Source organism: Pseudarthrobacter sp. NamB4 (genome assembly GCF_005796185.1).
GTDB lineage: Bacteria > Actinomycetota > Actinomycetes > Actinomycetales > Micrococcaceae > Arthrobacter.
Genome location: NZ_VAHM01000014.1, coordinates 39,654 through 63,649, shown reverse-complemented (window position 1 = coordinate 63,649; position 23,996 = coordinate 39,654). Strand labels below are relative to the sequence as shown.

Sequence of the window (23,996 nt, the reverse complement as noted above, 5' to 3'; positions counted from 1 at the left end):
AGAGAGCGTTTCGGTTAAACCGACATCAAGTGAGAGAGGGTTGCTACGGGAGCTGCAGTTCCCCGTCCACCCGGCGCGGAATGCCCAGCGGGTTGCTTTCGTGCAGGGCCGGGTGCAGGACTGCTTCGGGAGCATCCTGGTAAGCCACCGGGCGCAGGAAGCGGCGGACCGCGGTGGCGCCCACCGAGGTGAACAGGGAGGTGGTGGCCGGGTAGGGGCCGCCGTGCTGCTGGGCCCAGTTCACTGCGACTCCTGTGGGCCAGCCGTCGAACAGGACGCGGCCGGCCAGTTCGGAGAGGTGGTCAACGAGCGCTGAGATGTCTTCCCCCGGCTGCGCGTGGAGGGTGGCGGTGAGGCTGCCCGGGACCTTGGCCAGGACCGAGCGCAACTCCTCCCGGTCCGTGTATTCGATGAGGATTGTGGTGGGGCCGAAGCATTCCTCCAGCAGTTCCTCAGGCCGCTCCAGCACCTTCGCGGCGGAGGTGGTGAAGACCACCGGGGCGGCTCCATTGGCCACAGCATCCTGGTCAACGCTGCCGCTGACCACCTCCACGCCCTGCACGGATGCGAAGCTGCGCAGGCCTTCGGGATATGCCTCGGCAATGCGGCTGGTGAGCATCCCCAGTGCCGGCTTATCCTTGCTGGCTTCGGCTACTTTCGCGGCAAAATCCGTTCCCGCCGGGATGAAGACCAGCCCGGGTTTGGTGCAGAACTGGCCTGCGCCCAGGGTGAAGGAGGTCGCAAGGCCTTCGGCGAGCTGGCTTGCGCGTTCAGCCAAAGCCGCCTCGGTGACCACCACGGGGTTCAGGCTGCCCAGCTCACCGTAGAACGGGATGGGCTCAGGGCGGGAGGTGGCGAGGTCGAAGAGGGCACGGCCGCCCGGGATAGAGCCGGTGAACCCGACTGCCCTAATGGCCGGATCCTGGACCAGTGCAGTTCCCACCTCGCGGCCGGTGACCATGGCAAAGAGCCCCTGCGGAGCCCCGGCGCCGCCCAGTGCTTCGGCCACAATTTCCGCTGTCCGCTCCGAAAGGCGGAGGTGGCCGGAGTGCGCCTTGACGATGACGGAGCAGCCCACGGCCAAGGCGGAGGCGGTATCGCCGCCGGCCACCGAGAATGCGAAGGGAAAGTTCGACGCCGAGAACACAGCCACCGGGCCGATGGGCCGCAGGATCCGGCGCAGGTCGGGCTTGGGCGGTGTGGAGTTCGGGTCAGCGTGGTCGATGATGGCTTCGAGGTAGGAGCCCTCGGTGATCACCCGGGCGAAGAGGCGCAGCTGGCCCGTGGTGCGGGCCACTTCTCCCTTCAGGCGGGCCGGGCCAAGGCTGGTTTCGGAATCGGCGATCTCCACCAGCTCGTCGGCATCGGCGTCCAACGCGTCCGCCACGGCCGTGAGCCAGGCTGCGCGCTTGGCATCGGACGCGGCTGCGGAGATCTTGGCTGCCCCTGTGGCGGCGGCTGTCAGCTCGGACAGTGAAAGGGTTGCAGTAGTCACGTGAGGTACCTGTTCTTCGTGTCTGGATCGGGTCTCTAGCCTGCGTCGTTGAAGCGGAAGCCCAACCCCGGCTGGTCGTTGAGCGTCACCCGGCTGTTGCTGAACCTGACCGGTGCGGGGCCCGCAAGGATCCCCAGCTGCTCGAAGGATGCCTCTTCCACGTCCTCCACCAGGGTGGGCTCCGCGAGGGTCAGGGCCAGCTGGCCGGAGAGTTCGGGCAGCAGGTGCGGCATTACCTTGATGCTGTTGGTCCGGGCAAGTTCAACAATGCGCCGGAACGGTGTGATCCCTCCTACCCGGACGATGTTCGGCTGTATGATGTCTACCGCTTCCGCCTCGATGAAATCGCGGAAGCGGTAGATGGTGTGCAGGTTTTCACCGAGGGCGATAGGCACCGGTGAGTGCTTCCGCAGCCGGCGGTAGGCCCAGAGGTCTTCCGCACGGATGGGTTCCTCCAGCCATTCGAGGCCAAACCCCGCCAGGGCGTCCAGGGCGCGGAGCGTGGTGGGCAGGTCCCAGCGCTGGTTTGCGTCGATCATCAGCTTCCGGTCGGGCCCCAGCACGGAGCGGACCGCAGCCACGCGTTCGGCATCCTCGCGGATGTCCGGCTTGCCCACCTTGATCTTCACCGCCTGGTGCCCGGCAGCAACCCAGCGCTCAACCTGGGCAACGAGCTCTTCGAGGTTGTAGTGCAGGTTCACCCCTGAGCCGTAGACCTCTGCCGATTCCTGGCGCTGACCCAGGAAGCCTGCGACGGAGGTGCCCGCACGGGCGGCAAGAAGGTCCCAGAGGGCCAGGTCCACTCCGGCCATGGCGATGGTGGTCAGTCCCCCGCCGCCGGCCTCGTGCAGCCGCTTCCACAGCGCATCCCACACCGACTCGGGGTTCGCGGGCAGCCCGGTGATGAACGGGGCGATGTCATAGTCCAGCAGGGCCTTGACGGCGTGCGGCCCAATGGTGGGGGTCCAGGAGAAACCGTGCCCCGCACCGCCGTCGTCCGTGTTGATTTCCGTGACGATCACGTGGTTTTCCGGCGCCTCCGCGCCCCAGTGCCTGCGGAGGGGCACCGTGATGAGCCTGGTGCTGAGCCCGGTGATGCGCGGTGCCGTGCGGACCGCTTCAGCTGCCGGGGCACTCATCAGCGGCCGGCCAACTCGTAGCCCTTGGCCAGGATGGACTTCAGCTGCACCAGCTGCTCCTCGGTGGGGTCCACCAGCGGCGGGCGCACGGAGCCAACGGCCAGGCCGCCCAGGCGCAGGCCGGCCTTGATCAGCGAAACGCCGAAGCCGGGGGTCTGGTCGCGTAGCCGGACCAGCGGGGCGTAGAAGCCTTGGAGCAGGGCGTTGCGCCGGTCCTCGTCGCCTGCCATGTAGGCGTCGTAGTAGGCCTTGGCGATTTCCGGTGCCATGGCGAACGCTGCCGACGAGTAGAGCGGAATGCCGAGGCCGCGGTAGGCGCCCTGGGTCAGTTCGGCGGTCAGCAGGCCGTTGAAGAAGGCAAAGTCTTCGCGTCCGGCGGCACGGACGGCGGCAACGATCTCCTGTGCCAGGCCGACGTCGCCGAGCCCGTCCTTGAAACCGATGACCTTGGGGTTGGCTGCCAGCCGTGCCATCGAGGCAGCGGTGAATCTGGCGTTGCCGCGGTGGTAGACGATGACCGGCAGGCCGCTGGCGTTGGCCACGGCCTCGGTGTAGGCCACCAGCCCGTCAGTGGGGCCGGTGACGAGGTACGGCGGCAGGACCAGGAGTGCATCCGCACCGGCTTCCTCGGCAGCGCGGGCTGCTGCCAGGGCGTGGCCCAGGGGACCTCCGGCGCCGGCCACCACCGGCACCTTTCCGGCCACAACCTCGACGGCGGCCGTCACTATGGTGCGGACCTCATCAATGCTGAGGGCATGGAACTCGCCGGTGCCGCAGGCGGGGAAAACACCGCCGGGCCCAAATGGCAGCCGGGAGCTGATGTGTGCCTTGAGCAGGTCGACGTCAACGGCGCCTTCGGCCGTGAACGGGGTGACGGGGAAGAACAGTACGCCGTCGAATTTCATGGTGCCTCCTTGGCTCCGCTGCCGGCTGTTACCAGTGCGGAGTTCTCTTCATCGAGGGCGGTGTGGGACTTCAGTTCGGTGCGCCAGCTGCGCTTGGGGTGCCAGCCCAGGAGCTCCTGCGCCTTGGCAATGGAGAAGGCCGGGCTGGTGCCGGTGAGTCCTGCGCTGAGGGCTTCGCTTCCCGGCAGGAGTTTCGGCATCAGTTCGGCGAGCGGTGCCGTGGCAAGGGCATCTGCCGCTCCCACGAAGAACGTCTCCGCGTTGGGGATGGACGGCAGCTTCTCCAGCAGCAGGTCCAGGAAGTCCGCCACGTCCCGCGCGTCAATGTAGTTGAACAGCGCAGGTGCGGACAGGGCCGGATCGGCCAGCCGCTCTGCCAGCGTGTGGCCCTGCTGTGTTGGGGCGCCTTCCCATTCCTCCGGCGAGATGACGAAGCAGGGCCGGAACGCCGCGTACCGGATTTTTTCGCCCTGCGCGGCAGCGAAGGTTTGGACGGTCTGCTCGGCGATGAGCTTGGACAGCGCGTAGGCGTTCCACGGCTTCGGCGGGGTCCGCTCGTCCAGCGGGAACGACGGCGGCAGCCACCCCGCCGGAGAACCGTACCCGAGCACGGTGGGGCTGCTGGCCGTCACGATCTTCGGCACCCCGACCTCCGTCGCGGCGCTGACCACCGCGAAGGCGAGGCGCGTGTTCGTGGCGAAGATGACGTCCTCGGGCGCACTGAACGGTACCGCTATCGCCGCAAGGTGGATGACGGCGTCGGGCACCGTTTCCCGAAGGAGGCGAAGCGCCTCGCCCTGGGCAAGGAGGTCCGCCGTTTCCTGTACGACGCCGGCGGGCAGCTTGTCCGCGGGGACGGCCTCGCGGTCCACTGAAATGACTTCGTGGCCCTTTTCGGCGAGTCCGGCCACCACGCTGCGGCCCAGGCGGCCGGAACCGCCCGTGACGAAAATCCTGCTCATGGTTGTTCCTTAGGTTGGTTGTTCCTTGTGCAGGATTCAGTGGGTACGGCGTAGGTCGACGCCGAGGTCCAGGTCCTCGATCCGGACCGGCAGGGAGGTTTCCAGGGAGCGGTTGCCGGCGATTCCGACCGATACCGACCGGAGGCCGTCCAGGTAGCCGGAGGGCCGGCCCAGCGGGTCCTCGCCGGGACCGTTAAAGAGGTCGGACAGCAGGAGTGCGTCGCCGCCGCCGTGGCCGCCTTCACCGTTGACGATCGGCACCTCGTAGGCCGACTCCCAGTGGCGCTGGACGATGAGTCGTTCACCATTGCGGCGGACCGCATCCTCTTCCTCAACGGGCGTTGCGCTCGGATCCACCACGGTCTTCTTGTCCGTGCTGCGCAGGACTGCGGCACGTTCCACCACTTCCAGCTCGGCCCGGCCTTCGGTGCCGTTGACTGCCACCCGGTAGCCCTCCCAGGGGCTGTGGGCGTTCAGCGAGTAGCTCAGGCGCGGGCCGCCCTGGTACTCCACCACCAGCGCGAGGTTGTCCTCGATGGTGATGCCGCCGGTGAAGACGTCCTGGTCGCGGCGGTAGCCGTCGTAGTGCTCGTTGTCCAGGAAGAGGGCCTTGAGCCGCTCGTCCTCCCTGAGGTCGAGCGCGAACGGATCCATTTCGCGGGCGGGGGCATCGGCGTCGGGCGTGCCGCGTTCAGGACGTGGGCCCAGGCCGCGCTCTGCTGCATTCTTGTCGCCGTAGAACTTCAGGCCGCCGGAGGCGAAGACGCGCTCGGGCACGTCGTCGATCCACCAGTTGACCAGGTCGAAGTGGTGGGAGGCCTTGTGGATCAGCAGGCCGCCGGAGTTCTTCTTCTCGCGGTGCCAGCGGCGGAAGTAATCGGCGCCGTGCACGGTGTCCAGGACCCAGCTGAAGTCGATGGAGGTGACCTTGCCGATCACACCGCTCTGGATGATCTCCTTCAGGGCGCTGTTGCGGGGAGAGTAGCGGTAGTTGAAGGTGACCACCACGTTCCGGCCGGTCTCCTGCACAGCCTGGGTGATCCGGCGGCACCCTTCAGTATCAATGGTGAGGGGCTTTTCAACGACGACGTCCGCGCCGGCGCGGAGTCCCTCCACGATGTAGTCGGCGTGGGTGTAGTCGGGAGTGATGACGATGATGCGGCCGATGTTGTTGGCCTGGATGAAGGCGGTGAGGTCTGCCGGATCGAAGGAGGCGACAGGTCCCGGTGCGCCAAGTTCCTGGATGAGCTGCTGGTAGAACTCCACCCGGCCCGGGTTGACGTCGGAAAAGGCAATAAGCTCGGCTGTATCAGCGTGCATGCCGAAGATTGCGCGGATGTACATCTCGGAGCGTCCGCCGGTTCCGATCAGGGCGATGCGGGCCTTGGCGCCGTTGCTGGCGGCGAGGGCAGCGCCCGGGGCAGCGTGGGTGGTGGCTGCGGCGTCGGACCGGGCCTCTGAAGCAGAAGTCGACTCGGCTGTGTTGACCATGAGGGTCCCTTTCGAAGACTCAAAATCCGGCCCGGGGGCCGCGGGTGGGCGAAAGCGGTTGCGGTTGTGCCTATTCGGGGGCGTGGCCCCCCGAGAAAGCGTTTTCTTGTGGCTCTATATGAGTTGTATCAACGATGCCGCCCATCCGTCAACCATTGGGCGGGGTGGCAGAAAGCGTTTTCCGCTGAGCAATGTGTATCTCGTCCTGCGGCAGGCTCAAGAAAGGGCAGAACCTTGCGAAAAAGTCGGGAAAAGAAGAGAAATCGCTTTCCAGTCCCGTTATATGCTTTTGACTCAGTACATGATTCAGTACGCCGTCAAACAGTCGGCCGGAACCTGCCACCCGGCAGCGGTACAGCACTGGTGCCGCGGGCAACGGCGTCAAGGAGGGGACCACGCATGGTCAGGAAATCGGCATCAGGCAGGATCGGCATCGCGGATGTTGCCGTGAAGGCAGGGGTCTCCCACGCCACGGTCTCGCGCGTCATGAACGGCAATTTCACCGTGGACCCGGACATTGCCGCCCGCGTCCGGGCCGCAGCCGCTGAGCTGAAGTACCAGCCGAATCCTGTGGGCCGAAGCCTCGCCCTGGGCAAGACCGACACTATTGGCATTGTGGTCCCGGACCTGGCCAACCCCACCTTCCAGGCCATTCTCCGCGGCCTGAGCCGTGCAGCTGCGCAGGACGGCTACCGCGTGCTCATTGCCGACTCCTTCGAGGTCTCCAGCGAGGAATCCATCCTTGCCGGCGAGGCACGCCGGCGGTGCGACGGCCTGGTGCTGTGCGCGCCCCGAATGAGCGACGCCGAACTGGAGGAGATTGCGCCGTCACTGCGGCCGCTGGTGCTGATCAACCGAACTACGGCAGCAGCCGAAGTTCCCAGCCTGGTGGTGGACTACGGGCAGGGCGTGCAGGACATCGCCGAGCACCTGGTGGAACTGGGCCATACCCGCCTTGCCTTCCTTGCCGGCCCTCCCCGCAGCGCCTCGAACGGCATGCGGCTCCAGGGCCTGGAAACATTCAAGGCGGCCCATCCCCAGGTGGAGGTCACCATGCTGGAGGGCGGCTCAGACTTCGATACGGGGCACGAGGCAGTGGACGCGGTCCTGGAAAGCGGCGCTACGGGAATCCTGGCGTTCAACGACCTGGTGGCCATGGGCCTGATGAGCGGGCTGCACGAACGCGGCCTCGACGTCCCAGGCGACATCTCAGTCACCGGCTTCGATGACATCCCCTTCGCGAAGTACACAACCCCGGCCCTCACCACCGCGGCCGTCCCCATCACCGAACTGGGGGAACAGGCGTGGCACCAGCTGCGCGCCCTGATCCGCAATGAAGAGAGCGCCGCCCCGGGCAGCAGCAGGTACCAGCCCCGGCTCGAAGTACGGGCCAGCACCGGCCCGGAGAAGGCCCCGCGCTCAACGGTGCACGGCTAAATCACAGGATGGTTAGGGCGGACTGGTACCGTTCCTCCGGAAGCCAGCCCCGCCTCCTTGTAGTAGCCCTCGATATGGTCGGCCACCAGCTTGGCTGCCCGTTCGCCGTCGTTGTTCTGCACGGCTGCCAGGATCCCGTGGTGCTCGGCCCGCAGCCTGGCCGCCGTGGCATCCCAGTCTGGGAGGTTGGCGGTGAGCCGTGACGCGTAGCCGGTGATGGACTCGCGCAGCGATCCCATCATTGCGCTGACCACCGCATTGCCGGCGGCGTCCGCCAGCGCCAGGTGGAAACGGACGTCCAGCGCCAGGAACGCGTCCACGCCAACGTCGTCAGAATCCATCTCAGCCAGCAGCCGCGAAGCATCAGCCAGCTCCGGGGAACCGGGCTTGGCGTGGGACACCGCCCAGGACTCCAAGAGCACGCGTGTCTCCACGATGTCCGCCACCGGAAGATGCTGGGTGGCAACGTGCAGCCGAAGCGCTGAGCCGAGCGCCGCCGTCGGATCCGAAATCACCACAGTCCCTGCATCCGGACCGGAACCCACCCCTGCCCGCACCACTCCCATGGCCTCCAGGATGCGGATCGCCTCCCGGACGGAGGTCCGGGACACCCTGAGCTGCTCAGCCAGGGACCGCTCGGCGGGAAGCCGCCCGCCCACGGCCAGCCGTCCCTCGGAAAGCTCATTCTCTATCCATGCCAGGACAAGCTGATGGGTCCTCATGGGGCAATAGTAGTTGATGTGGTTAGACCACATGGCCTACAGTGTGGTTAGACCACAGGTAGGGTCCGTGCGAGCGCCGGACCTGTCACCGGCCCAATGGAGGACGCCATGACCCACACCATCCAGCCCAACAATCCGGAAACTACGCCCGCGCCGGATGCCACGGACATCCCCGTTACCGCTCCCCCCGCGGCTGCTCCCACTCCCGCCGGCACCCCATCCGCGGTACCCGCCGCCTTGAAGCGCCGCGTTCCCAAGTACTCCGACCTGGCGCCCCTAATGCAGTTCAAGAAGCCGGAGTTCAGCAAGGAAGCTCGCCTCAAGCGTGCGAGCACCATTTGGGAGCTGCGTGACATCGCCAAGCGCCGCACCCCGCAGGCACCCTTCGACTACACGGACGGCGCGGCGGAGGAGGAAATTACCCTCCGCCGGGCGCGCCAGGCATTCCTGGACATCGAGTTCCGCCCGGGCATCCTCCGGAATGTTTCCGCGATTGACCTCGGCACCGAAATCCTCGGCAGGCCCTCCCGCCTCCCGGTGGGCATCGCCCCCACCGGCTTCACCCGCATGATGCAGTCCGAAGGCGAATATGCGGGTTCCCAGGCAGCCGAGGCAGCGGGCATCCCTTACACGCTTTCCACCATGGGCACGGCCTCCATTGAGGATGTTGCCGCAGCTGCCCCGAACGGTCGCAACTGGTTCCAGCTGTACCTGTGGACGGACCGCGACCGGTCCCTGGAACTGATCGAGCGGGCCGCCAAGGCCGGCAATGACGCCCTGATGGTCACCGTGGACACGGCAGTTGCCGGTGCCCGGCTCCGCGACGTCCGCAACGGCATGACCATTCCGCCGGCACTGACCATCAAGACCGTACTCGACGCGTCCTACCGGCCCGCCTGGTGGTTCAACTTCCTCACGCACGAGCCGCTCACCTTCGCCTCGCTCTCCCGGTACACCGGCACCGTGGCGGACCTGATCAACTCCATGTTCGACCCCACCCTCACCTTCGAGGACCTGGACTGGCTGCGCGAAACCTGGAAGGGCAAGCTGGTGGTCAAGGGCATCCAAACCGTAGAGGACGCCCGCCGCGTGGTGGACCACGGCGCAGACGGCGTTGTCCTGTCCAACCATGGCGGCCGCCAGCTGGACCGGGCACCCATCCCGTTCCACCTGCTCCCCGAGGTCAAGCAGGCCTTCACCGCAGACAACACTGACGCAGCGATCATGCTGGACACCGGCATCATGAGCGGCGCGGACATCGTGGCGGCCCTGGCCCTGGGCGCCGACTTCACGCTGATCGGCCGCGCCTACCTCTACGGCCTCATGGCCGGCGGCCGGGGAGGCGTGGACCGCACAATCCAGATCCTCGAGAAGGACATGGCCCGCACCCTGGCCCTGCTCGGCGTCAGCAGGATTTCCGAGCTGACTCCGGACCACGTGCGGCTGCTGAACAAGTAGGACGTTTCCTACTTCTTGCGTCCAAACTTGGGCAGGTTGGGGAGGTTCGCGAGCAGGTCCGCGGCTTTGGTTGCGGCACGGCCAACAGTCCTGCCGATCTGCTGGGGCACGCTGTCATCTGTGAGGGGAGCGCTGGTCCCGCCGGGGATGACGACGGCGGGACTGAGCTCTGCGCCGCCCGACTCCAGGACCCCGTCCGACACAGCCTCGGCTGCCACGGCGCCGGCGGCTGCAGTTTCCTTTTGGGCTGCATCCGCCTTGCGCTCCGGTGCGGAAGCAGGTTCCGGCTGGCCGCTTTCGCTCGCAGCGGACGGGGCTGGCGCCGTCGGAGGCACGGGAGCTGCAGAACCCACGTCAAGGGTTTCGAGCCAGCTGGCGATCCCCTCGAGCGGCTTGCGGTTCAGCGCGTAGTAGCGCTTCTGGCCCTGCGCCCGCATGCTCACCAACTGGGCTTCGCGCAGGACTTTGAGGTGCTTGGAAATGGTGGGTTGACTGGCGGACAGTTCCTCCACAAGTTCGCCGACGGCTTTGTCCCCGGAGCGGAGGGAAACAAGGATCTCCCGCCGGGTCGATTCCGCTATGACGGCAAATACGTCGTCTGTCACCATGCCTCCCACCCTAACGACATATACGCCGAAAGGCATCAACTATTTCGGCCAGCCGTTCACTATTGCCCGGTGACGGTCCTGGTGCTAGAACAGTTCCACCGCTGCCCGGCCGGGTGGCTGCCGCCGCCACGAGTGAAGGGGGTGGGCCGTCGTGGATGTCCTCCGCCAGCAGCTGTTTAATATCATCGCGTTCGTGTTCCTGAGCCTCTTCGTGGCGGTGTGGGGCAGCGTACTGCTCCGCGTCGGTTTCTGGGTGCCGGACGGGAGGACGGCCGCACCTCCCCTGAACGGGGCGCTGGTCACGGCTGCGGGGGTTCTGGCCACTTCCCTGAGCTCGCTGACGGCGTCCGCCCTGGGGTTCACGATTGCGGAGGTCCGCCAGGCGGAGGGAGCGGACCGTTCCGGCCGCGCCGCAGTCGCCGGCGTTGGAACCTCTGCGATCAGCCCGGGTGAGGTTACTGCCAGGCTGTCCGGACGGATCGTGGCAGCCATCGTCGTCTACCTGGCAGTGGGGCTGATGGTGCTGCTTCTCTGGCTGGTCAAGGGAACTGCGTCCACGGACCTCATCGGAGCGTTCGCCTTATCCCTGTTGGGCTGGCTGATTGGTGCCGCCGGAGTGGTCTTCCAAACCGAAAAGACCAGCTCCTGACCCGTAATTAGTCGAACCAGGGGTCCAGCCCGTGGAGCGGAAAGACGGCTTTCCTGGTGGCCATGACGGCACGGTCCACGGCATCGTTGGGGTCGAAGCCGACTTCCCACGAACGCCACCACAGCTCCACGTCATCGCTCATCAGCTCCGGCGCCGAACCTCCGAACTTTTCCTGCACGTATGCCCGCCAGTCCTGCGGGACCGGTGTGCGCAGCGGCACGGGCTTCCCGGCGGCGATGGCGATCAGGTGACTCCAGGACCGGGGCACCACCTGGAGAACGTTGTAGCCACCGCCGCCCGTGGAGATCCAACGGTTTTCGCAGTGGCGGGCAGCAAGGGCTGCGACGGCGGATGCGGCCTCCCGCTGCCCGTCGACGCTGAGGTTGAGGTGCGCCAAGGGGTCGGTGCGGTGGGAATCGCAACCGTGCTGGCTAACGATAACCTCCGGCTGGAACGCGGCAACCAGCTGGGGCACCACGGCGTAGAAGGCGCGAAGCCAGCCGGCATCGCCAGTACCCGACGGCAGCGCGACGTTCACCGCCATCCCCTCTGCCTGCGGACCGCCGGTCTCGTTGGCAAACCCTGTACCCGGAAAGAGTGTGAGGCCACTCTCGTGCAGGGAGACGGTGAGCACGCGGGGATCGTTCCAGAAGATACTCTCCGTCCCGTCCCCGTGGTGGGCGTCGACGTCGATATACGCCACCCTGCGGATGCCGCCGTCGAGCAGCTTCTGCACGGCGAGTGCGGCGTCGTTGTAGATGCAGAATCCGCTGGCCCGTTCGCGGGCCGCATGATGCATGCCGCCGCCGAAGTTGATGGCACGCAGCGCTGAACCGTCGAGAATTCGGGCGGCAGCCATCAGGGATCCGCCGGCCAGCCTGGCCGCGGCCTCATGCATTCCGGCAAAGGCGGGATCGTCCTCAGTTCCCAGTCCACGTGCCTCGTCGGGTTCACCCGGGTTCGCGCTGACCCTTCGGACCGCCGCAACAAAGTCGGCCGAATGCACGGATTCAAGATCAACGTCCGCCGCTACACCTGGCGCCTCCACGGCAACATGCTCCAGTTCGAACAGGCCCAAGCTCCGCGCCAGGCGGGCAGTCAGGTCCATTCGTTCCGGGGCCATGGGGTGGCCCGGGCCGAAGTTGTAGGCGGTCATGTCAGAACTCCACGCCACCACCGTTGGGAGCGCGGGCTGGCTTAGACCCGGGAGGTATGTCATCAATCACAGGCTACCCGAGCCGGCAGCCCTTCCTGCCCGGCCATGACGCGGGCATTAGTGGTTTACTACTGAAGGAAGCAGTTTCTACCGAGGAAAAAGCCACACATGACGCAAAGCCAGTCGAGGGCCCGCAAACCGGCCCCCTGGCATCCCGCGGTGCCGGAGCGGGAAGGCCTCTGGATCCTAACTCGGCTGCGCGACTTCATCGACGACATAGCGAACACCTCGCCGGCGAGGCTTGCCCTGACAGTGTTCGCCGCCGTGTGCCTGGTGTTCGCTTTCGTGCTGTCGCTGCCCATCTCCTCTGCCGCCGGCACCGCCACCCCCGTCCATCAGGCACTGTTCACCGCCGTCTCCGCAGTGTGCGTCACCGGGCTGACCGTGGTGTCCACTGCGGTGCACTGGTCCTTCTTCGGCCAGCTGGTGATCCTCATCGGCGTGTTCATCGGAGGTTTGGGAACGCTGACGCTGGCGTCACTGCTGGCACTGATGGTGAGCAAGCGGCTCGGGGTCCGCGGCAAGATCATTGCGGCGGAATCCATGAACAATGCCGGACGCCTGGGCGAAGTGGGCACCTTGCTCCGGATCGTCATCACCACGTCCGTGGTCATCGAAGGGATCCTGGCGCTGGCCCTGATCCCAAGGTTCCTGACGCTTGGAGAGCCGTTCTGGCAAGCCGTGTGGCACGGAGTCTTTTACTCCATCTCCTCCTTCAACAATGCAGGGTTCACACCACACTCAGACGGGATCGTGCCCTACGAGACGGACCTGTGGATCCTGGTCCCCCTGATGCTGGGCGTGTTCCTGGGCAGCCTGGGCTTCCCCGTAGTTATGGTCCTGCAGCAGAACGGCCTGAACTGGAAGAAGTGGAACCTGCACACCAAGCTCACCATCCAGGTGTCCTTCATCCTCCTGGCGGCGGGCATGTTCCTTTGGGGGCTCATGGAATGGGACAACGCCCGGACCATCGGTGGCATGGACCTCGGCGACAAGATCACCCATTCACTTTTCGCCTCCGTGATGACCCGCTCGGGCGGCTTCAACCTTGTGGACCAGAACCAGATGGAATCCACCACCATGCTCCTGACGGACGCGCTGATGTTTGCCGGCGGCGGCTCGGCGTCCACGGCAGGCGGCATCAAAGTCACCACCATCGCCGTGATGTTCCTGGCCATCGTGGCCGAAGCCCGGGGTGATGCAGACGTGAAGGTGTATGGGCGGACTATCCCCGAGGGAACCATGCGGGTGGCCATCTCGGTTATCGTTGCCGGCGCCACGCTGGTCTCCGTGTCCGCATTCCTCCTGCTGCACATCAGCGGCGCTTCCCTGGACCGTGTGCTGTTCGAGACGATTTCGGCATTTGCCACTGTGGGCCTGAGTACCAACCTCAGCGCCGAAGTGCCCGAAGAGGGCGTCTACGTCCTCACCGCCCTCATGTTCGCCGGCCGCGTGGGCACCGTGACCCTCGCCGCTGCCCTGGCTCTGCGCCAGCGCAGCCAGTTGTACCACTATCCCGAAGAGAGGCCCATCATTGGCTAGTTCCTCAGACGACGCTCGGCGCCCAGCCCACAATGCTCCGGTATTGGTGATCGGGCTCGGCCGCTTCGGTTCCTCCACCGCTGAACAGCTGGTCAAGCAGGGCCGGGAAGTGCTCGCCATCGAACGCGACCGTACCCTGGTGCAGAAGTTCGCACCGCTCCTGACCCATGTGGTGGAGGCGGACGCCACCAACATTGATGCGCTCCGCCAGCTGGGTGCACAGGAGTTCAGCTCCGCCGTCGTAGGCGTTGGCACCTCCATCGAGTCCTCGGTGCTGATCACCGTCAACCTGGTGGACCTCGGGATCGAACATCTGTGGGTGAAGGCGATCACCCCCTCACACGGCAAGATCCTGACCCGGATCGGCGCCAATCATGTGATCTACCCGGAGGCAGACGCCGGCGTGCGTGCCGCGCACCTGGTGTCCGGCCGGATGCTTGACTTCATCGAGTTCGACGACGACTTCGCCATCGTAAAAATGTACCCGCCACGCGAAACAGTGGGCTTCACTCTGGATGAATCCAAGGTGCGCTCCAAATACGGCGTGACAATCGTCGGAGTGAAGTCACCCGGTGAAGACTTCACCTACGCCCGGCCCGAGACCAAGGTATCCTCGCGGGACATGCTGATCGTGTCCGGCCACGTGGACCTGCTCGAACGATTCGCCGCCCGCCCCTAGCCCCCAAGCTGCTTCGTGATTTCGGCGGCGCGGTCCGCAGCCGCGCGGGCTCCGGCAGCAATAATCGCGGGCAGGCCCCGCTCGTCGAACGTGGCAATGGCCCTTTCGGTGGTCCCGTTGGGGCTGGTTACTGCTTCTCGCAGGTCGGTGGGATCAGCGCCGGGCTCGGCCAGCATGAAACCGGCACCTGCCACCGTTTCCCTGGCCAGGAGCAGGGACAGCTCACGGTCCAGGCCCAGCTCCGCCCCTGCTGCCGCCATCGCCTCGGCCAGGTAAAAGGCGTAGGCCGGTCCTGAACCACTGATGGCGGACAGGGCATCTACCTGCTCCTCGGGCACTTCGACGACGGTCCCCGCACCCTGCAGGACGTCCTTGACCCGCTGCAGCTGCTCCCGGGTGCAGTTGGTGCCCCGCGACACCGAGACGACTCCACGTCCAAGCTTGGCCGGGGTGTTGGGCATGGAGCGGATCACGGGCTGCCCTGCCGGAAGCGCGGCCTCCAGCTGGGCAATGGACACCGCAGCGGCCACGCTGACCACCACGGTGGAGGGCGAAAGGGCTCCGCTGATCTCCCGGGCCAGGTCGGCAATGCCCGCCGGCTTGACGCCCAGGATGACGACGCCGGAACCCTTCGTTGCCTGCTTGTTGTTGTCCGGTTCCTCCTCGCCGGCGATCGCGGTCACCCCGTGGTGCCGCTCCGCCAGCTCCGCGGCGCGCCCCGCACGCCTGACCGTGGCCACGACGTCCGCCGGATCAGTCCCGGCTTCCAGCAAGCCACTCAGAATTGCTTCGTTCATGGATCCACAGCCAAGGAAGGCGATTCGGTTGCTCATGGTCTCCATCATTACAGTTCCGCCCTGTCGGCGCAGAAATGCATGACTCGAATGGACGGCGAAACAGTGGGAACTTCCAAAAATTCATTCACAGGTTGCTCCCATGAAAGGCGCAGGTGCCTTTCACCTTCGGCCCCTATCGTAGTAACTACCTCATTGAGGGTGCGAGTGATGCGGCAGGGATGGGGATTCCTGCCAGGGCACCGGCGGTCGGCACCAGGTTTTCCCCCATTTTCCTGGCGCCGACGCCGGTGCTTCCGCTTTTGAAGGCGACGAGGGATTCAGACTGTCGCGTCGACCACGTCGATGGCCTCAGCAGGCGCTACGTGGGGCGCAGGCTCCAGCGGGCCGGAGAACACCAGTTGGTCGATCCGCCGGAGGATCAGGCCCTCCCGCAGCGCCCAGGGGCAGATTCGCAGCTTCTTGAACTTGAAAAGCTCCAGTGCGGCCTCGGCCACGAGCGCCCCGGCCAGCAGTTGGTGGGCGCGGGCCTCGGAAACGCCGGGAAGGTGCAGCCGGTCTTCGGCCTTCATCGCGGAAATGCGCTGCGCCCATACCCCCAGGTCAAGGGCGTTCAGCTCCCGCTTGACGTAGGGGCCGGCCGCGCTGGGGGCAGCGCCTGCAATCCTGGCAAGGGAACGGAAAGTCTTTGAAGTTCCAGCAACCAGGTTCGCACGGCCCAGCCCGTCGAATTCGCGGACGGCTGGCTTGAGGGTGGCGCGGATGTAGCGGCGCAGTTCCTTGACGCTCCTGGCGGAGGGCGGGTCCTCGGCGAGCCAGTCCCGTGTGAGGCGGCTGGCGCCCAGCGGCACGGACGTTGCCATCTCCGGAAGCTCGTCCTGACCGAACGCCATTTCAAAGGAGCCGCCGCCGATGTCCAGGTTCAGGATGGGCCCGGCACCCCAGCCGTACCAGCGCCTGACGGCGAAGAAGGTCATGGACGCTTCTTCGCTGCCGGTGAGCTCCTGCAACGTGACCGTGGTTTCGTGCTTCACCCGAGCCAGGACCTCGGGGCCGTTGGTGGCCTCGCGGATGGCGGACGTACAGAAGGCCAGCAGGTCCTCCGCCTTGTGCCTGGCGGCAAACTCCCACGCTTCCAGCACGAACTCGGTCAGCTCGTGCTGCCCCGCATCACTGATGCTGCCGTCCGGCTCCAGGTACTGGACCAGGGACAGCGGCCGTTTGTGCGAGGCGAACGGTACCGGCCGAGCGCCGGGGTGGGCATCCACCAGGAGGAGATGGACAGTGTTGGACCCGATATCGAGGACGCCTAGCCGCATGCTGCCATTATTGCCCGGCAGCGCCCTGCGGTTCCAACTGCTACCCGGCGGCGCGGAGTTGTGTCAGTTGCCGGGCTGGTCCGGGGAGCCGGCGTCCGGAAGCTCATCCGCCCGCTTGAAATCGCGTCTGATGTTCGCCACGCCTTCGGGATTGATCTCGAAGCCGTAGGCGGCACCAGGATTAATCACCATTCCCAGCTCCTCGCCAATGTTGGCAATGATGGCTGCGCCCTGCGTGCCGAGGATGTTGGGCGCCGCGTCTAGGTACTGCTGGTCAACCCGGCTGGGGTGCGAGAAAACGGCAAGGACGGGGTCGCCGTCGGCATTGCCCAGGACCAGGGGTTCCACCTGCGAGTCCTCGCCCTCGATGCTGTCCGAACTGACGATGTAGACCTCACTGTTCAGGAAGGACAGAATGACGTCCACCGGGCTCGCATCAGGCTGGCCACCCTTGGCGAGCTTCTCCTCGAGGTCGTTGAGCGGAGTGGGATCGGCGATTCCGGGCTGTTCAGTCATTCCCCTAGCCGATCACGTTCCGGTGCCCCATGCAAACGGATTCTCTCAAACACGGGGCGCCCTCCCCTCCCCTACTTCTTGGCGGTTGCCTTCTTCTTGGCCGGAGCCTTGCGGGTGGCGGTGCGCTTGACCGGGCCCTTGGCTCGCTTCTCGGCCAGGAGTTCCACGGCCTGTTCCCGCGTGAGCTCCTCCAGCGAGGTGGCACGGGGGACGGTGATGTTGGTGATCCCGTCGGTGATGTAGGGGCCGAAGCGGCCCTCCTTCACCACGATGTTCTTCTCTGATACCGGGTCCGGGCCGAACTCGGCCAGCGGGGGGACGGCTGCACGGGCGCCGCGCTGCTTGGGCTGGGAGTAGATCTCCAGGGCCTGCTCCAGCGTAATGGTGAAGATTTCCTCCTCCGAGCCGATGGACCGGGAGTCGGTTCCCTTCTTGAGGTAGGGACCAAACCGGCCATTCTGCACAGTGATGAGGTTACCCTCGGCGTCCTCGCCCAGTACCCGCGGCAGGCTCATAAGCTGCAGCGCCTCGTCCAGGGTGACGGACTCGACCGTCATGGACTTGAACAGCGAGCCGGTACGCGGCTTGGCCTTGACGGGCTTCTTGGGCGGCTTGGGCTTGCCGTTCTTGTAGTACTCCACAGGCTGGGCGGCGACCTGTTCATCGGTCATCTCCGGGATGATCTCGGTGACGTAGGCGCCGTAGCGGCCGTTCTTGGCAACGATGGTGTGCCCCGTGTGGGGATCGGTTCCCAACACGCGTTCCTCGGGAGCGGCGGTCTCCATCAGCTCAACGGCCTTCTCGGCAGTCAGCTCATCAGGAGCGAGGTCCTCCGGCACATTGGCCCGCGCCGACTCCACGACCTCCCCGGTCTTAGCGTCGACGGTGGCCGCGGAGCTTTCCAGGTACGGGCCAAACTTGCCCACGCGCAGCGTGATCTCGTCCGTGATGGGGATGGAATTGATTTCGCGTGCGTCGATTTCGCCGAGGTTGTTGACGATGCTCAGCAGCCCCGGGTCGGAGTCCTCGCCGAAGTAGAAGTGCCGGAGCCAGGACGCCCCCACGGCCTGGCCGTTGGCGATCTTATCCAGGTCACCTTCCATATCCGCGGTGAACTCGTAGTCCACGTAATCGCTGAAGTGCTGCTCCAGCAGCCGGATCACGGAGAAGGCGATCCAGCTGGGAACCAGCGCCGAGCCCTGCTTCCGGACGTAGCCGCGGTCCTGGATGGTGGAGATGGTGGAGGCGTAGGTGGACGGGCGTCCGATGCCCCGCTTTTCCAGCTCGGCCGTCAGCGACGCTTCCGTGTAGCGCGGCGGCGGCGAAGTCTCGTGACCGACAGCCACAATGTCGGAGGCCTTAAGCGCGTCGCCCCTGGCTACGTTGGGCAGCCGGCGGCCCTCATCGGAGTCCTCATCGCCGCGGGTTTCGTCTTTGCCTTCCTCATAGGCGGCCAGGAATCCGGGGAAGGTGATCACGGTGCCGGAGGCGGAGAACTCGGCGTCGCGCCCGTCCGCCGCGACGGCACCCAGGCGGATGGTCGCCGTCGAACCCTTGGCGTCGGCCATCTGGGAGGCAACGGTGCGCTTCCAGATGAGTTCGTAGAGCCGGAATTCGTCCCCTGAGAGCTGCTTGGCCACCTGGGCGGGCGTCCGGAAGGAGTCACCGGCGGGGCGGATGGCCTCGTGCGCTTCCTGCGCGTTCGCCGCCTTGTTCGAGTAGACCCGCGGGGACCCTGGAATGTACTCGGGCCCGTAGAGCTCCGAAGCCTGGCGGCGGGCGGCCGTGATGGCTTCGTCGCTCAAGGCTGACGAGTCGGTTCGCATATAGGTGATGTAGCCGTTTTCATACAGCCGTTGGGCGATCTGCATGGTGCTCTTGGAGGAGAAGCGGAGCTTGCGGCCCGCCTCCTGCTGCAGGGTGGACGTGGTGAAGGGGGCAGCGGGGCGGCGGGTGTACGGCTTGGTGTCGACGGACCGGACACCGAACTCGGCGCCCTGCAGCCCGGCGGCCAGGGACGTTGCCAGTTCCTCGTTCAGGTGGGCGACGTTCTTCGCGGTCAGGACGCCGTCGTCGTTGAAGTCCCGGCCGCTGGCAACCTTGGCACCGTCCACTGCGGCGAGCTTCGCCTTGAAGGAGCCGGCGTCTGCACCGAACTGGCCGGTGAGGTCCCAGTAGGAGGCGGCCTTGAAGGCCATGCGCTCCCGTTCGCGGTCCACCACCATGCGGGTGACCACTGACTGCACGCGGCCGGCGGACAGTCCGCGCGCCACCTTGCGCCACAGCACCGGCGAGATTTCGTACCCGTACAGGCGGTCCAGGATGCGGCGGGTTTCCTGCGCATCCACCAAGGCGGAGTCCACATCGCGCAGGTTGCCCATGGCGCGCTGGATGGCTTCCTTGGTGATTTCGCCGAAGGTCATCCGGTACACGGGGACCTTGGGCTTGAGCACTTCCAGCAGGTGCCACGCGATGGCTTCGCCCTCGCGGTCCCCATCGGTTGCGAGATAGAGTTCGTCGGCGTCCTTGAGCGCAGCCTTGAGCTCGGTGACCTTTTTCTTCTTGTCCGGCGAGACGACATAGTAGGGCTTAAAGTCGTGCTCGATGTCGACGGCGAACTTGCCCACCGACGTTTTCTTCAGCTCAGCGGGGAGCTCGGAGGGCTGGGGAAGGTCGCGGATGTGACCGATGGAGGCCTCAACGATGAAGCCCTCGCCCAGGTACTTGGCGATGGTCTTGCTCTTGGCCGGAGACTCCACAATCACGAGTTTCTTGCCGGTTTTGGCCTTGCTTGGCACGGTGCTCCTACAGAAAAAGGTTGCTCGGGCAGATGCGCCCATACTGGCCTAGTTCACCATATTTTGCTGAATTGTGCGCATCCATGTGGAAAAGAAGGGGGTTGTTCCGCAGGCCCCGCGCGCGTCACTCCGCGGCGGGGACCAGGAAACCGTCACGCATCAAATTGGCCACTTCGGCGAGCAGTCCGCTCCGGAACGGGCCGGCGTCGAACCCTTCCTCCCCCGCCATCCCGCCCCCGAGCAGCGCCTCCAAGGCCCCGGCAATCTGCCCGGCCGTCAGGTCGCCGTCACAGGCTGAGACGAACCCTGCCAGCTCGGTGCTGAGCAGGTTGGTCCGGCGCAGCCCGGCGCCCTGGCGCAGCAGGATCACGCCCGGGTGCTCGGCGCCCGGCCGCTGGTGACGCTCCTCGGTGACGTCGTCCGCCACCAGCAAGTGCGCATCCTCAAGGCTGTGCGCGGCCAGCCAGTCCATGCGTTCGACGGCGGCGCCCAGGTGGGGACCGATCGGGTGCTCGATGGGATAGGTGATCTCCTCAAACCGGCTGACAATATGCAGCTCCGGAGCCAGCGGGCGCCGCAGCCAGACCATCCCGAAGCCGATGCCGTCCACGTTCCTGGATTCGAAGTCCGCCAGGTAGGCAGCGTAAGCCTCCCGGTAGTGCTGCCGGTCCCGGCCCTCAGAGGCGTCCTGCAGCCAGGTTTCCGCGTACTGCTCCGGCCCCACCTGCTCACGCTGGATGAACCAGGCATCAATGCCCGCGCGGACCCACGCCTGCGGCCGCTCCTGCCATGCGCTGCCCGCAACCACCTCCCAGTTGCCCAGCATCTGCGCGGTGCCCCCGGGGGCCAGGACATCAGGCAGGGCGGCGACCAGGGAGGCGACGATGTTATCGCCCGGAAGCCCGCCGTCGCGGTAGGTAAACTGCTCCGACGCGTCCTCGCCGACAGTCCGCGGCGTGATCACAAACGGCGGGTTGGACACTACCAGGCCGAACTCCTCGCCCGCCACGGGGTCCAGGAGCGATCCGAGGCGCAGGCTTACCCGGTCCTCGAGGCGAGCAGGATCAACCGACAGCGCCCCGGCATTGAGCAGGATGTTGAAGCGGGTGAAGGCCAGGGCGCGTTCGGAAATATCCGTGGCCGTAACGTGCTGGCAGTGGTGCAGCAGGTGGAAGGTCTGGATTCCGCATCCGGTGCCCAGGTCCAGCGCGCGTTCGGTATGGCGGCGGATGGTGGTTTGGACCAGGGTGGTGGACGCCTGCCCGATGCCCAGCACGTGGTCGTGCCGGAGCACCCCTTCCTGCTGGTGCGCTGCGAGGTCGCTGGCAACCCACAGTTCCGCCCCGCCGGTGCCGTCGTCGTTCGCATCCCACCCGTAGGGCCGCAGGTCCGCCTTGGCGCGCAGCAGGCCGGAACCGGGCACGGGCTGCACCAGCCCCAGAGTCAGCAGGCCCACGGTACCGATACCCGGGAGGGCGGCGTCGAGTGTTTCCCCAGCCTGCGGTTCGGCGAGAAGCCACAGGCGTACGACGGCGGCGAGCGCCGCGTTCCCTTCGTCCCGCCGCACCGCCCGCTCAGTTTCCAGCAGGGCAGGAATAATCTGGTCCCGGTTCAGGGCAGCGGAGGCCGAAGGGCCGAGGAGCCGGGCGACGCCGTCGAGGGTGTAATCCAGTCGGCGCAGGTCCGCGGCCAATGCCGTCAGCAGTTGGGGAAGATCGCTGCGGGGTGCATCCGGGGTGTTGCCGGCGGTGAACTCGAAGGGGGATTTAGGCACCGCTCAAGTTTAGTCCGGTGGAAGGCCCGGCCCTGCCTTCAGTCCCGAAATCAGCACGTCCAGCGTGGAAGCCCCCTGGTCTGCGCCTACCGGCCGGCACCTGAAGAATAGGGTACTTGCTGCTCTGGCCCGCCGGCTGCGGCGGGCATAAAGTCTGACTATGCCCAGTGGGCGGAAAGCCTCCGCACCCCATATTGTGCGGGCAGCTCCCGCGCAGATACCCCCGGTGCGGACTTCCCCCGCGCCGGCGGCACGGAAGCCGGGGCCCGCCGCCGTCATTGCTGCCCTCGCCGGAGCCCTGCTGCTGGGCGGCTGCGAATATACGTACGACGACGGCCGGAACCAGCCGGGGCCCGTCGAGGCTGAAGCAACGCGCATCCCCGGGCCGGTGTTCACCCGTGACCCGCTGCAGAACGATCCCGTCAGTGAGGCTGACCTTGCCTCCTGGGTTGCCCGGACGCTGCCGGACACGGCCGAGCCGGCGATCCATGCCGGTGCAGGCCTGGTGGCCGCGGGGGAGGTACGGACCGAAACCACCCCTGAGTTGGGGACGGGCACCTACGCCCTTGCCCTGGCCTGCCGCAGCCAGCGCCGGGTGACGTTCACCGTCCGCAGTGAGTCGCTCACGCTGGTGGACCTGGGCCTCCGCTGCGGGGTCAACCGCGAAAACGTCATCTATCTTTCGGCAAAGACTGCCCTCAGCATCAGGGTGGAGGCCAGGACCGGCGCAAACTACGCCTACCGGCTGCGGCGTCTCTAGGAGCCCTACTGTCAGGCTGCGCAGCCCTCGGGGCAGCGCAGGGTTTCCGGGCTGGATGCGCATCCGGCGCAGTACAGGGTGAGGTTACGGCAGCTGGGGTTGGAGCAGTTCTCGAACTTGCTGGTGGGGGCCGAGCAGCGGGCGCACTGGCCGATGGTCTTGGCCTCGTCGCTGAATTCGAGGTGCATCCGCTTGTCGAACACGTACAGCGACCCCTCCCACAGTCCCTGGTCCCTGAAGGCATCGCCGTAGCGGACGATGCCGCCGTCCAGCTGGTACACCTCTTTGAAGCCCCGGTTCACCATGAGGCTGGACAGCACCTCACAACGGATTCCGCCGGTGCAGTAGGTGACCACCGGTTTGTCCTTGAGGTCGTCATACTTGCCGGAGTCCAGCTCCTTGATGAAGTCATGCGTGGTGGCGACGTCCGGGACGATCGCGTCCCTGAACCTGCCGATCTGGGCTTCGAAGGCGTTGCGGCCGTCGAAGAACACCACTTCCTCACCGGACTGCTTTTTGGCGTCCACGAGTTCGTGCAGTTCCTCCGGCTTGAGGTGCGTGCCGCCGCCAACCACGCCGTTGGCGTCCACCTTGAGCTCACCCGGCGCGCCAAAGGAGACGATCTCGTCCCGTACCTTGACGCTGAGTCGCGGGAAATCCTCCGCGCCTCCGTCGGACCACTTAACGTCAATGCCGCGGAAGCCCTTGTACTCGCGGGTGGTCTTCACATACTGCTTCACCGCGCCGATCTCACCACCCACGGTGGCGTTGACGCCGTCCTTGGAGATCAGGATGCGTCCCCGCAGCCCGAGCTTCTCGCACAGCGCACGCTGCCACAGCCGAACAGCCTCCGGGTCCGTAAGGGGCGTAAAGCCATAAAAAAGCACAATTTTGTTCAAAGCCACGTATTTAAGGGTACCGGCCCGGCACTCCCCGGCAGCCCGGCTCAGGTTGCATCACAATTGCATAAGCTCTCCGCCGCCCCCTGTTGCTGGTGATCGGGCTGGAATAGTGTTCATCCATGAGTCCGGAAACCATGGTTGAAGACATCACTGGCCTCCTCGAAGTGTGGGTGGCAGGCTGGGCCGGTTGTCGTGGCTACAGCACGGCGAAGGAGGGACGGTTCCCTGCCGCACTCCGGGCCGACACCAGCGGCGAATGGGAATACTTCGCTTCGGAACCCACGGACGACGAGTTCGCCGCACTGGCTGCGAAGACGGCGGAAGTTCCCCCGAGGGTCCTCACCATCCTGACCAATGACATCGCCCGCTATTCCGCCATGGCTGGCAGGTACGGCCTCAATGTCACGTCTGATTCCCAGACGATGATGATCGTGGACATGGAGACCCAGGATGCCGAGGATCCCTGGCTTTCCGACGACGACCTGAGCGTGTCAACGTGGGAAGAGAACGGCGTCCATTATGCCGAGGTCCGTTCCGGCGACTCTGTTGCTGCCAGCGGGCGGGTGTTCGTGGTGGGTGACACTGCGGTGTTCGACAAGATCATCACCGAACCGGGTTTCCAGCGGCGCGGCCTTGGCAGCTTCATCATGCGGGCACTGGCAGCGAAAGCCTTCGAGCACGACGTTCAGGAGGGGCTCCTGCTGGCCTCTGTGGATGGCCAGAAGCTGTATTCGCACCTCGGCTGGACCACGGTTTCCCGCGTACTGATGCTTTCCGCGTCGCAGGACGGTTCCGACCTTTCCCTGAGCTGAACCCTGCTGTTTTCTGCG

Annotated in this window: 21 protein-coding genes; 7 read left to right on the top strand and 14 right to left on the bottom strand. The window is 66.0% G+C overall.

Going from position 1 to position 23,996, the window contains the following annotated elements; all coding sequences use genetic code 11:
• Positions 1-43: 43 nt before the first annotated feature.
• The 5 genes from FDW81_RS13735 to FDW81_RS13715 are packed head-to-tail and all read right to left on the bottom strand — an operon-like array spanning position 44 to position 5,992.
• Positions 44-1,495 carry an aldehyde dehydrogenase (NADP(+)) gene (locus tag FDW81_RS13735; protein WP_138134738.1) on the bottom strand — a complete coding sequence of 484 codons (1,452 nt, stop codon included), beginning with the start codon at positions 1,493-1,495 and terminating at the stop codon, positions 44-46.
• Positions 1,496-1,530: 35 nt separating this feature from the next.
• The gene (locus tag FDW81_RS13730) at positions 1,531-2,634 is read right to left on the bottom strand and encodes a mandelate racemase/muconate lactonizing enzyme family protein (RefSeq protein WP_138134737.1); all 1,104 of its coding nucleotides are present in this window, start codon (positions 2,632-2,634) and stop codon (positions 1,531-1,533) included.
• Positions 2,634-3,539: a 5-dehydro-4-deoxyglucarate dehydratase gene (locus tag FDW81_RS13725; protein ID WP_138134736.1), complete on the bottom strand. Its 906-nt coding sequence runs from the start codon at positions 3,537-3,539 to the stop codon at positions 2,634-2,636. Before FDW81_RS13725 ends, FDW81_RS13730 begins: the two co-directional genes overlap by 1 nt.
• The gene (locus FDW81_RS13720) at positions 3,536-4,501 is read right to left on the bottom strand and encodes an NAD(P)-dependent oxidoreductase (RefSeq protein WP_138134735.1); all 966 of its coding nucleotides are present in this window, start codon (positions 4,499-4,501) and stop codon (positions 3,536-3,538) included. The genes FDW81_RS13725 and FDW81_RS13720 overlap by 4 nt, the downstream gene beginning before the upstream one ends.
• Before the next feature lie 36 nt (positions 4,502-4,537).
• Positions 4,538-5,992, bottom strand: coding sequence for a Gfo/Idh/MocA family protein (locus tag FDW81_RS13715; RefSeq protein WP_138134734.1), 1,455 nt, complete (start codon positions 5,990-5,992; stop codon positions 4,538-4,540).
• Between the two features lie 399 nt (positions 5,993-6,391).
• On the opposite strand from FDW81_RS13715, the gene FDW81_RS13710 reads away from it, so the two are divergent.
• On the top strand, positions 6,392-7,429 hold the full coding sequence (locus tag FDW81_RS13710) for a LacI family DNA-binding transcriptional regulator (RefSeq protein ID WP_138134733.1): 1,038 nt from the start codon (positions 6,392-6,394) through the stop codon (positions 7,427-7,429).
• On the opposite strand, the gene FDW81_RS13705 is transcribed toward FDW81_RS13710, so the two are convergent.
• Positions 7,426-8,151, bottom strand: coding sequence for a FadR/GntR family transcriptional regulator (locus FDW81_RS13705; protein ID WP_138134732.1), 726 nt, complete (start codon positions 8,149-8,151; stop codon positions 7,426-7,428). The genes FDW81_RS13710 and FDW81_RS13705 overlap by 4 nt on opposite strands.
• A 108-nt stretch (positions 8,152-8,259) precedes the next feature.
• Here FDW81_RS13705 and FDW81_RS13700 point away from each other — a divergent pair, with 108 nt between their 5' ends.
• The gene (locus FDW81_RS13700; RefSeq protein ID WP_138134731.1) at positions 8,260-9,609 is read left to right on the top strand and encodes an alpha-hydroxy acid oxidase; all 1,350 of its coding nucleotides are present in this window, start codon (positions 8,260-8,262) and stop codon (positions 9,607-9,609) included.
• 8 nt (positions 9,610-9,617) lie between these two features.
• Here the strand turns inward: FDW81_RS13700 and FDW81_RS13695 are convergent, their stop codons facing one another.
• Positions 9,618-10,217: a helix-turn-helix transcriptional regulator gene (locus FDW81_RS13695; RefSeq protein WP_138134730.1), complete on the bottom strand. Its 600-nt coding sequence runs from the start codon at positions 10,215-10,217 to the stop codon at positions 9,618-9,620.
• 151 nt (positions 10,218-10,368) lie between these two features.
• Here FDW81_RS13695 and FDW81_RS13690 point away from each other — a divergent pair, with 151 nt between their 5' ends.
• Complete coding sequence (locus FDW81_RS13690) at positions 10,369-10,866, top strand: hypothetical protein (RefSeq protein ID WP_138134729.1); 498 nt, start codon at positions 10,369-10,371, stop codon at positions 10,864-10,866.
• Positions 10,867-10,873: 7 nt separating this feature from the next.
• Here FDW81_RS13690 and FDW81_RS13685 read toward each other — a convergent pair whose 3' ends face one another.
• The gene (locus FDW81_RS13685) at positions 10,874-12,085 is read right to left on the bottom strand and encodes an acetoin utilization protein AcuC (RefSeq protein WP_138134728.1); all 1,212 of its coding nucleotides are present in this window, start codon (positions 12,083-12,085) and stop codon (positions 10,874-10,876) included.
• 105 nt (positions 12,086-12,190) lie between these two features.
• On the opposite strand from FDW81_RS13685, the gene FDW81_RS13680 reads away from it, so the two are divergent.
• Positions 12,191-13,624 (top strand): TrkH family potassium uptake protein, encoded by a 1,434-nt coding sequence (locus tag FDW81_RS13680; RefSeq protein WP_138134727.1) that lies wholly within the window; start codon positions 12,191-12,193, stop codon positions 13,622-13,624.
• Positions 13,617-14,303: a TrkA family potassium uptake protein gene (locus FDW81_RS13675; protein WP_138134726.1), complete on the top strand. Its 687-nt coding sequence runs from the start codon at positions 13,617-13,619 to the stop codon at positions 14,301-14,303. Before FDW81_RS13680 ends, FDW81_RS13675 begins: the two co-directional genes overlap by 8 nt.
• On the opposite strand, the gene proC is transcribed toward FDW81_RS13675, so the two are convergent.
• The 5 genes from proC to FDW81_RS13650 form a co-directional block, all read right to left on the bottom strand.
• Positions 14,300-15,136, bottom strand: a complete 837-nt coding sequence (gene proC / locus FDW81_RS13670; protein ID WP_138134725.1) for a pyrroline-5-carboxylate reductase — start codon at positions 15,134-15,136, stop codon at positions 14,300-14,302. The genes FDW81_RS13675 and proC overlap by 4 nt on opposite strands.
• 281 nt (positions 15,137-15,417) lie before the next feature.
• The gene (locus FDW81_RS13665) at positions 15,418-16,416 is read right to left on the bottom strand and encodes a Ppx/GppA phosphatase family protein (protein ID WP_138134724.1); all 999 of its coding nucleotides are present in this window, start codon (positions 16,414-16,416) and stop codon (positions 15,418-15,420) included.
• 63 nt (positions 16,417-16,479) lie between these two features.
• Positions 16,480-16,932: an SseB family protein gene (locus FDW81_RS13660; protein ID WP_138134723.1), complete on the bottom strand. Its 453-nt coding sequence runs from the start codon at positions 16,930-16,932 to the stop codon at positions 16,480-16,482.
• Between the two features lie 71 nt (positions 16,933-17,003).
• A complete protein-coding gene (gene topA, locus FDW81_RS13655; RefSeq protein ID WP_138134722.1) occupies positions 17,004-19,730 on the bottom strand; it encodes a type I DNA topoisomerase in 2,727 nt (908 codons plus the stop codon).
• Positions 19,731-19,854: 124 nt separating this feature from the next.
• Positions 19,855-21,504: a methyltransferase gene (locus FDW81_RS13650; RefSeq protein ID WP_138134721.1), complete on the bottom strand. Its 1,650-nt coding sequence runs from the start codon at positions 21,502-21,504 to the stop codon at positions 19,855-19,857.
• Positions 21,505-21,730: 226 nt separating this feature from the next.
• Here FDW81_RS13650 and FDW81_RS13645 point away from each other — a divergent pair, with 226 nt between their 5' ends.
• Complete coding sequence (locus FDW81_RS13645) at positions 21,731-22,264, top strand: hypothetical protein (RefSeq protein WP_240720271.1); 534 nt, start codon at positions 21,731-21,733, stop codon at positions 22,262-22,264.
• A gap of 11 nt (positions 22,265-22,275) precedes the next feature.
• Here the strand turns inward: FDW81_RS13645 and FDW81_RS13640 are convergent, their stop codons facing one another.
• Positions 22,276-23,169: a rhodanese-related sulfurtransferase gene (locus tag FDW81_RS13640; RefSeq protein ID WP_138134719.1), complete on the bottom strand. Its 894-nt coding sequence runs from the start codon at positions 23,167-23,169 to the stop codon at positions 22,276-22,278.
• Positions 23,170-23,285: 116 nt separating this feature from the next.
• Between FDW81_RS13640 and FDW81_RS13635 the strand changes: the two genes are divergently transcribed.
• Positions 23,286-23,978: a GNAT family N-acetyltransferase gene (locus FDW81_RS13635; protein ID WP_138134718.1), complete on the top strand. Its 693-nt coding sequence runs from the start codon at positions 23,286-23,288 to the stop codon at positions 23,976-23,978.
• The last annotated feature ends 18 nt before the right edge of the window (positions 23,979-23,996 follow it).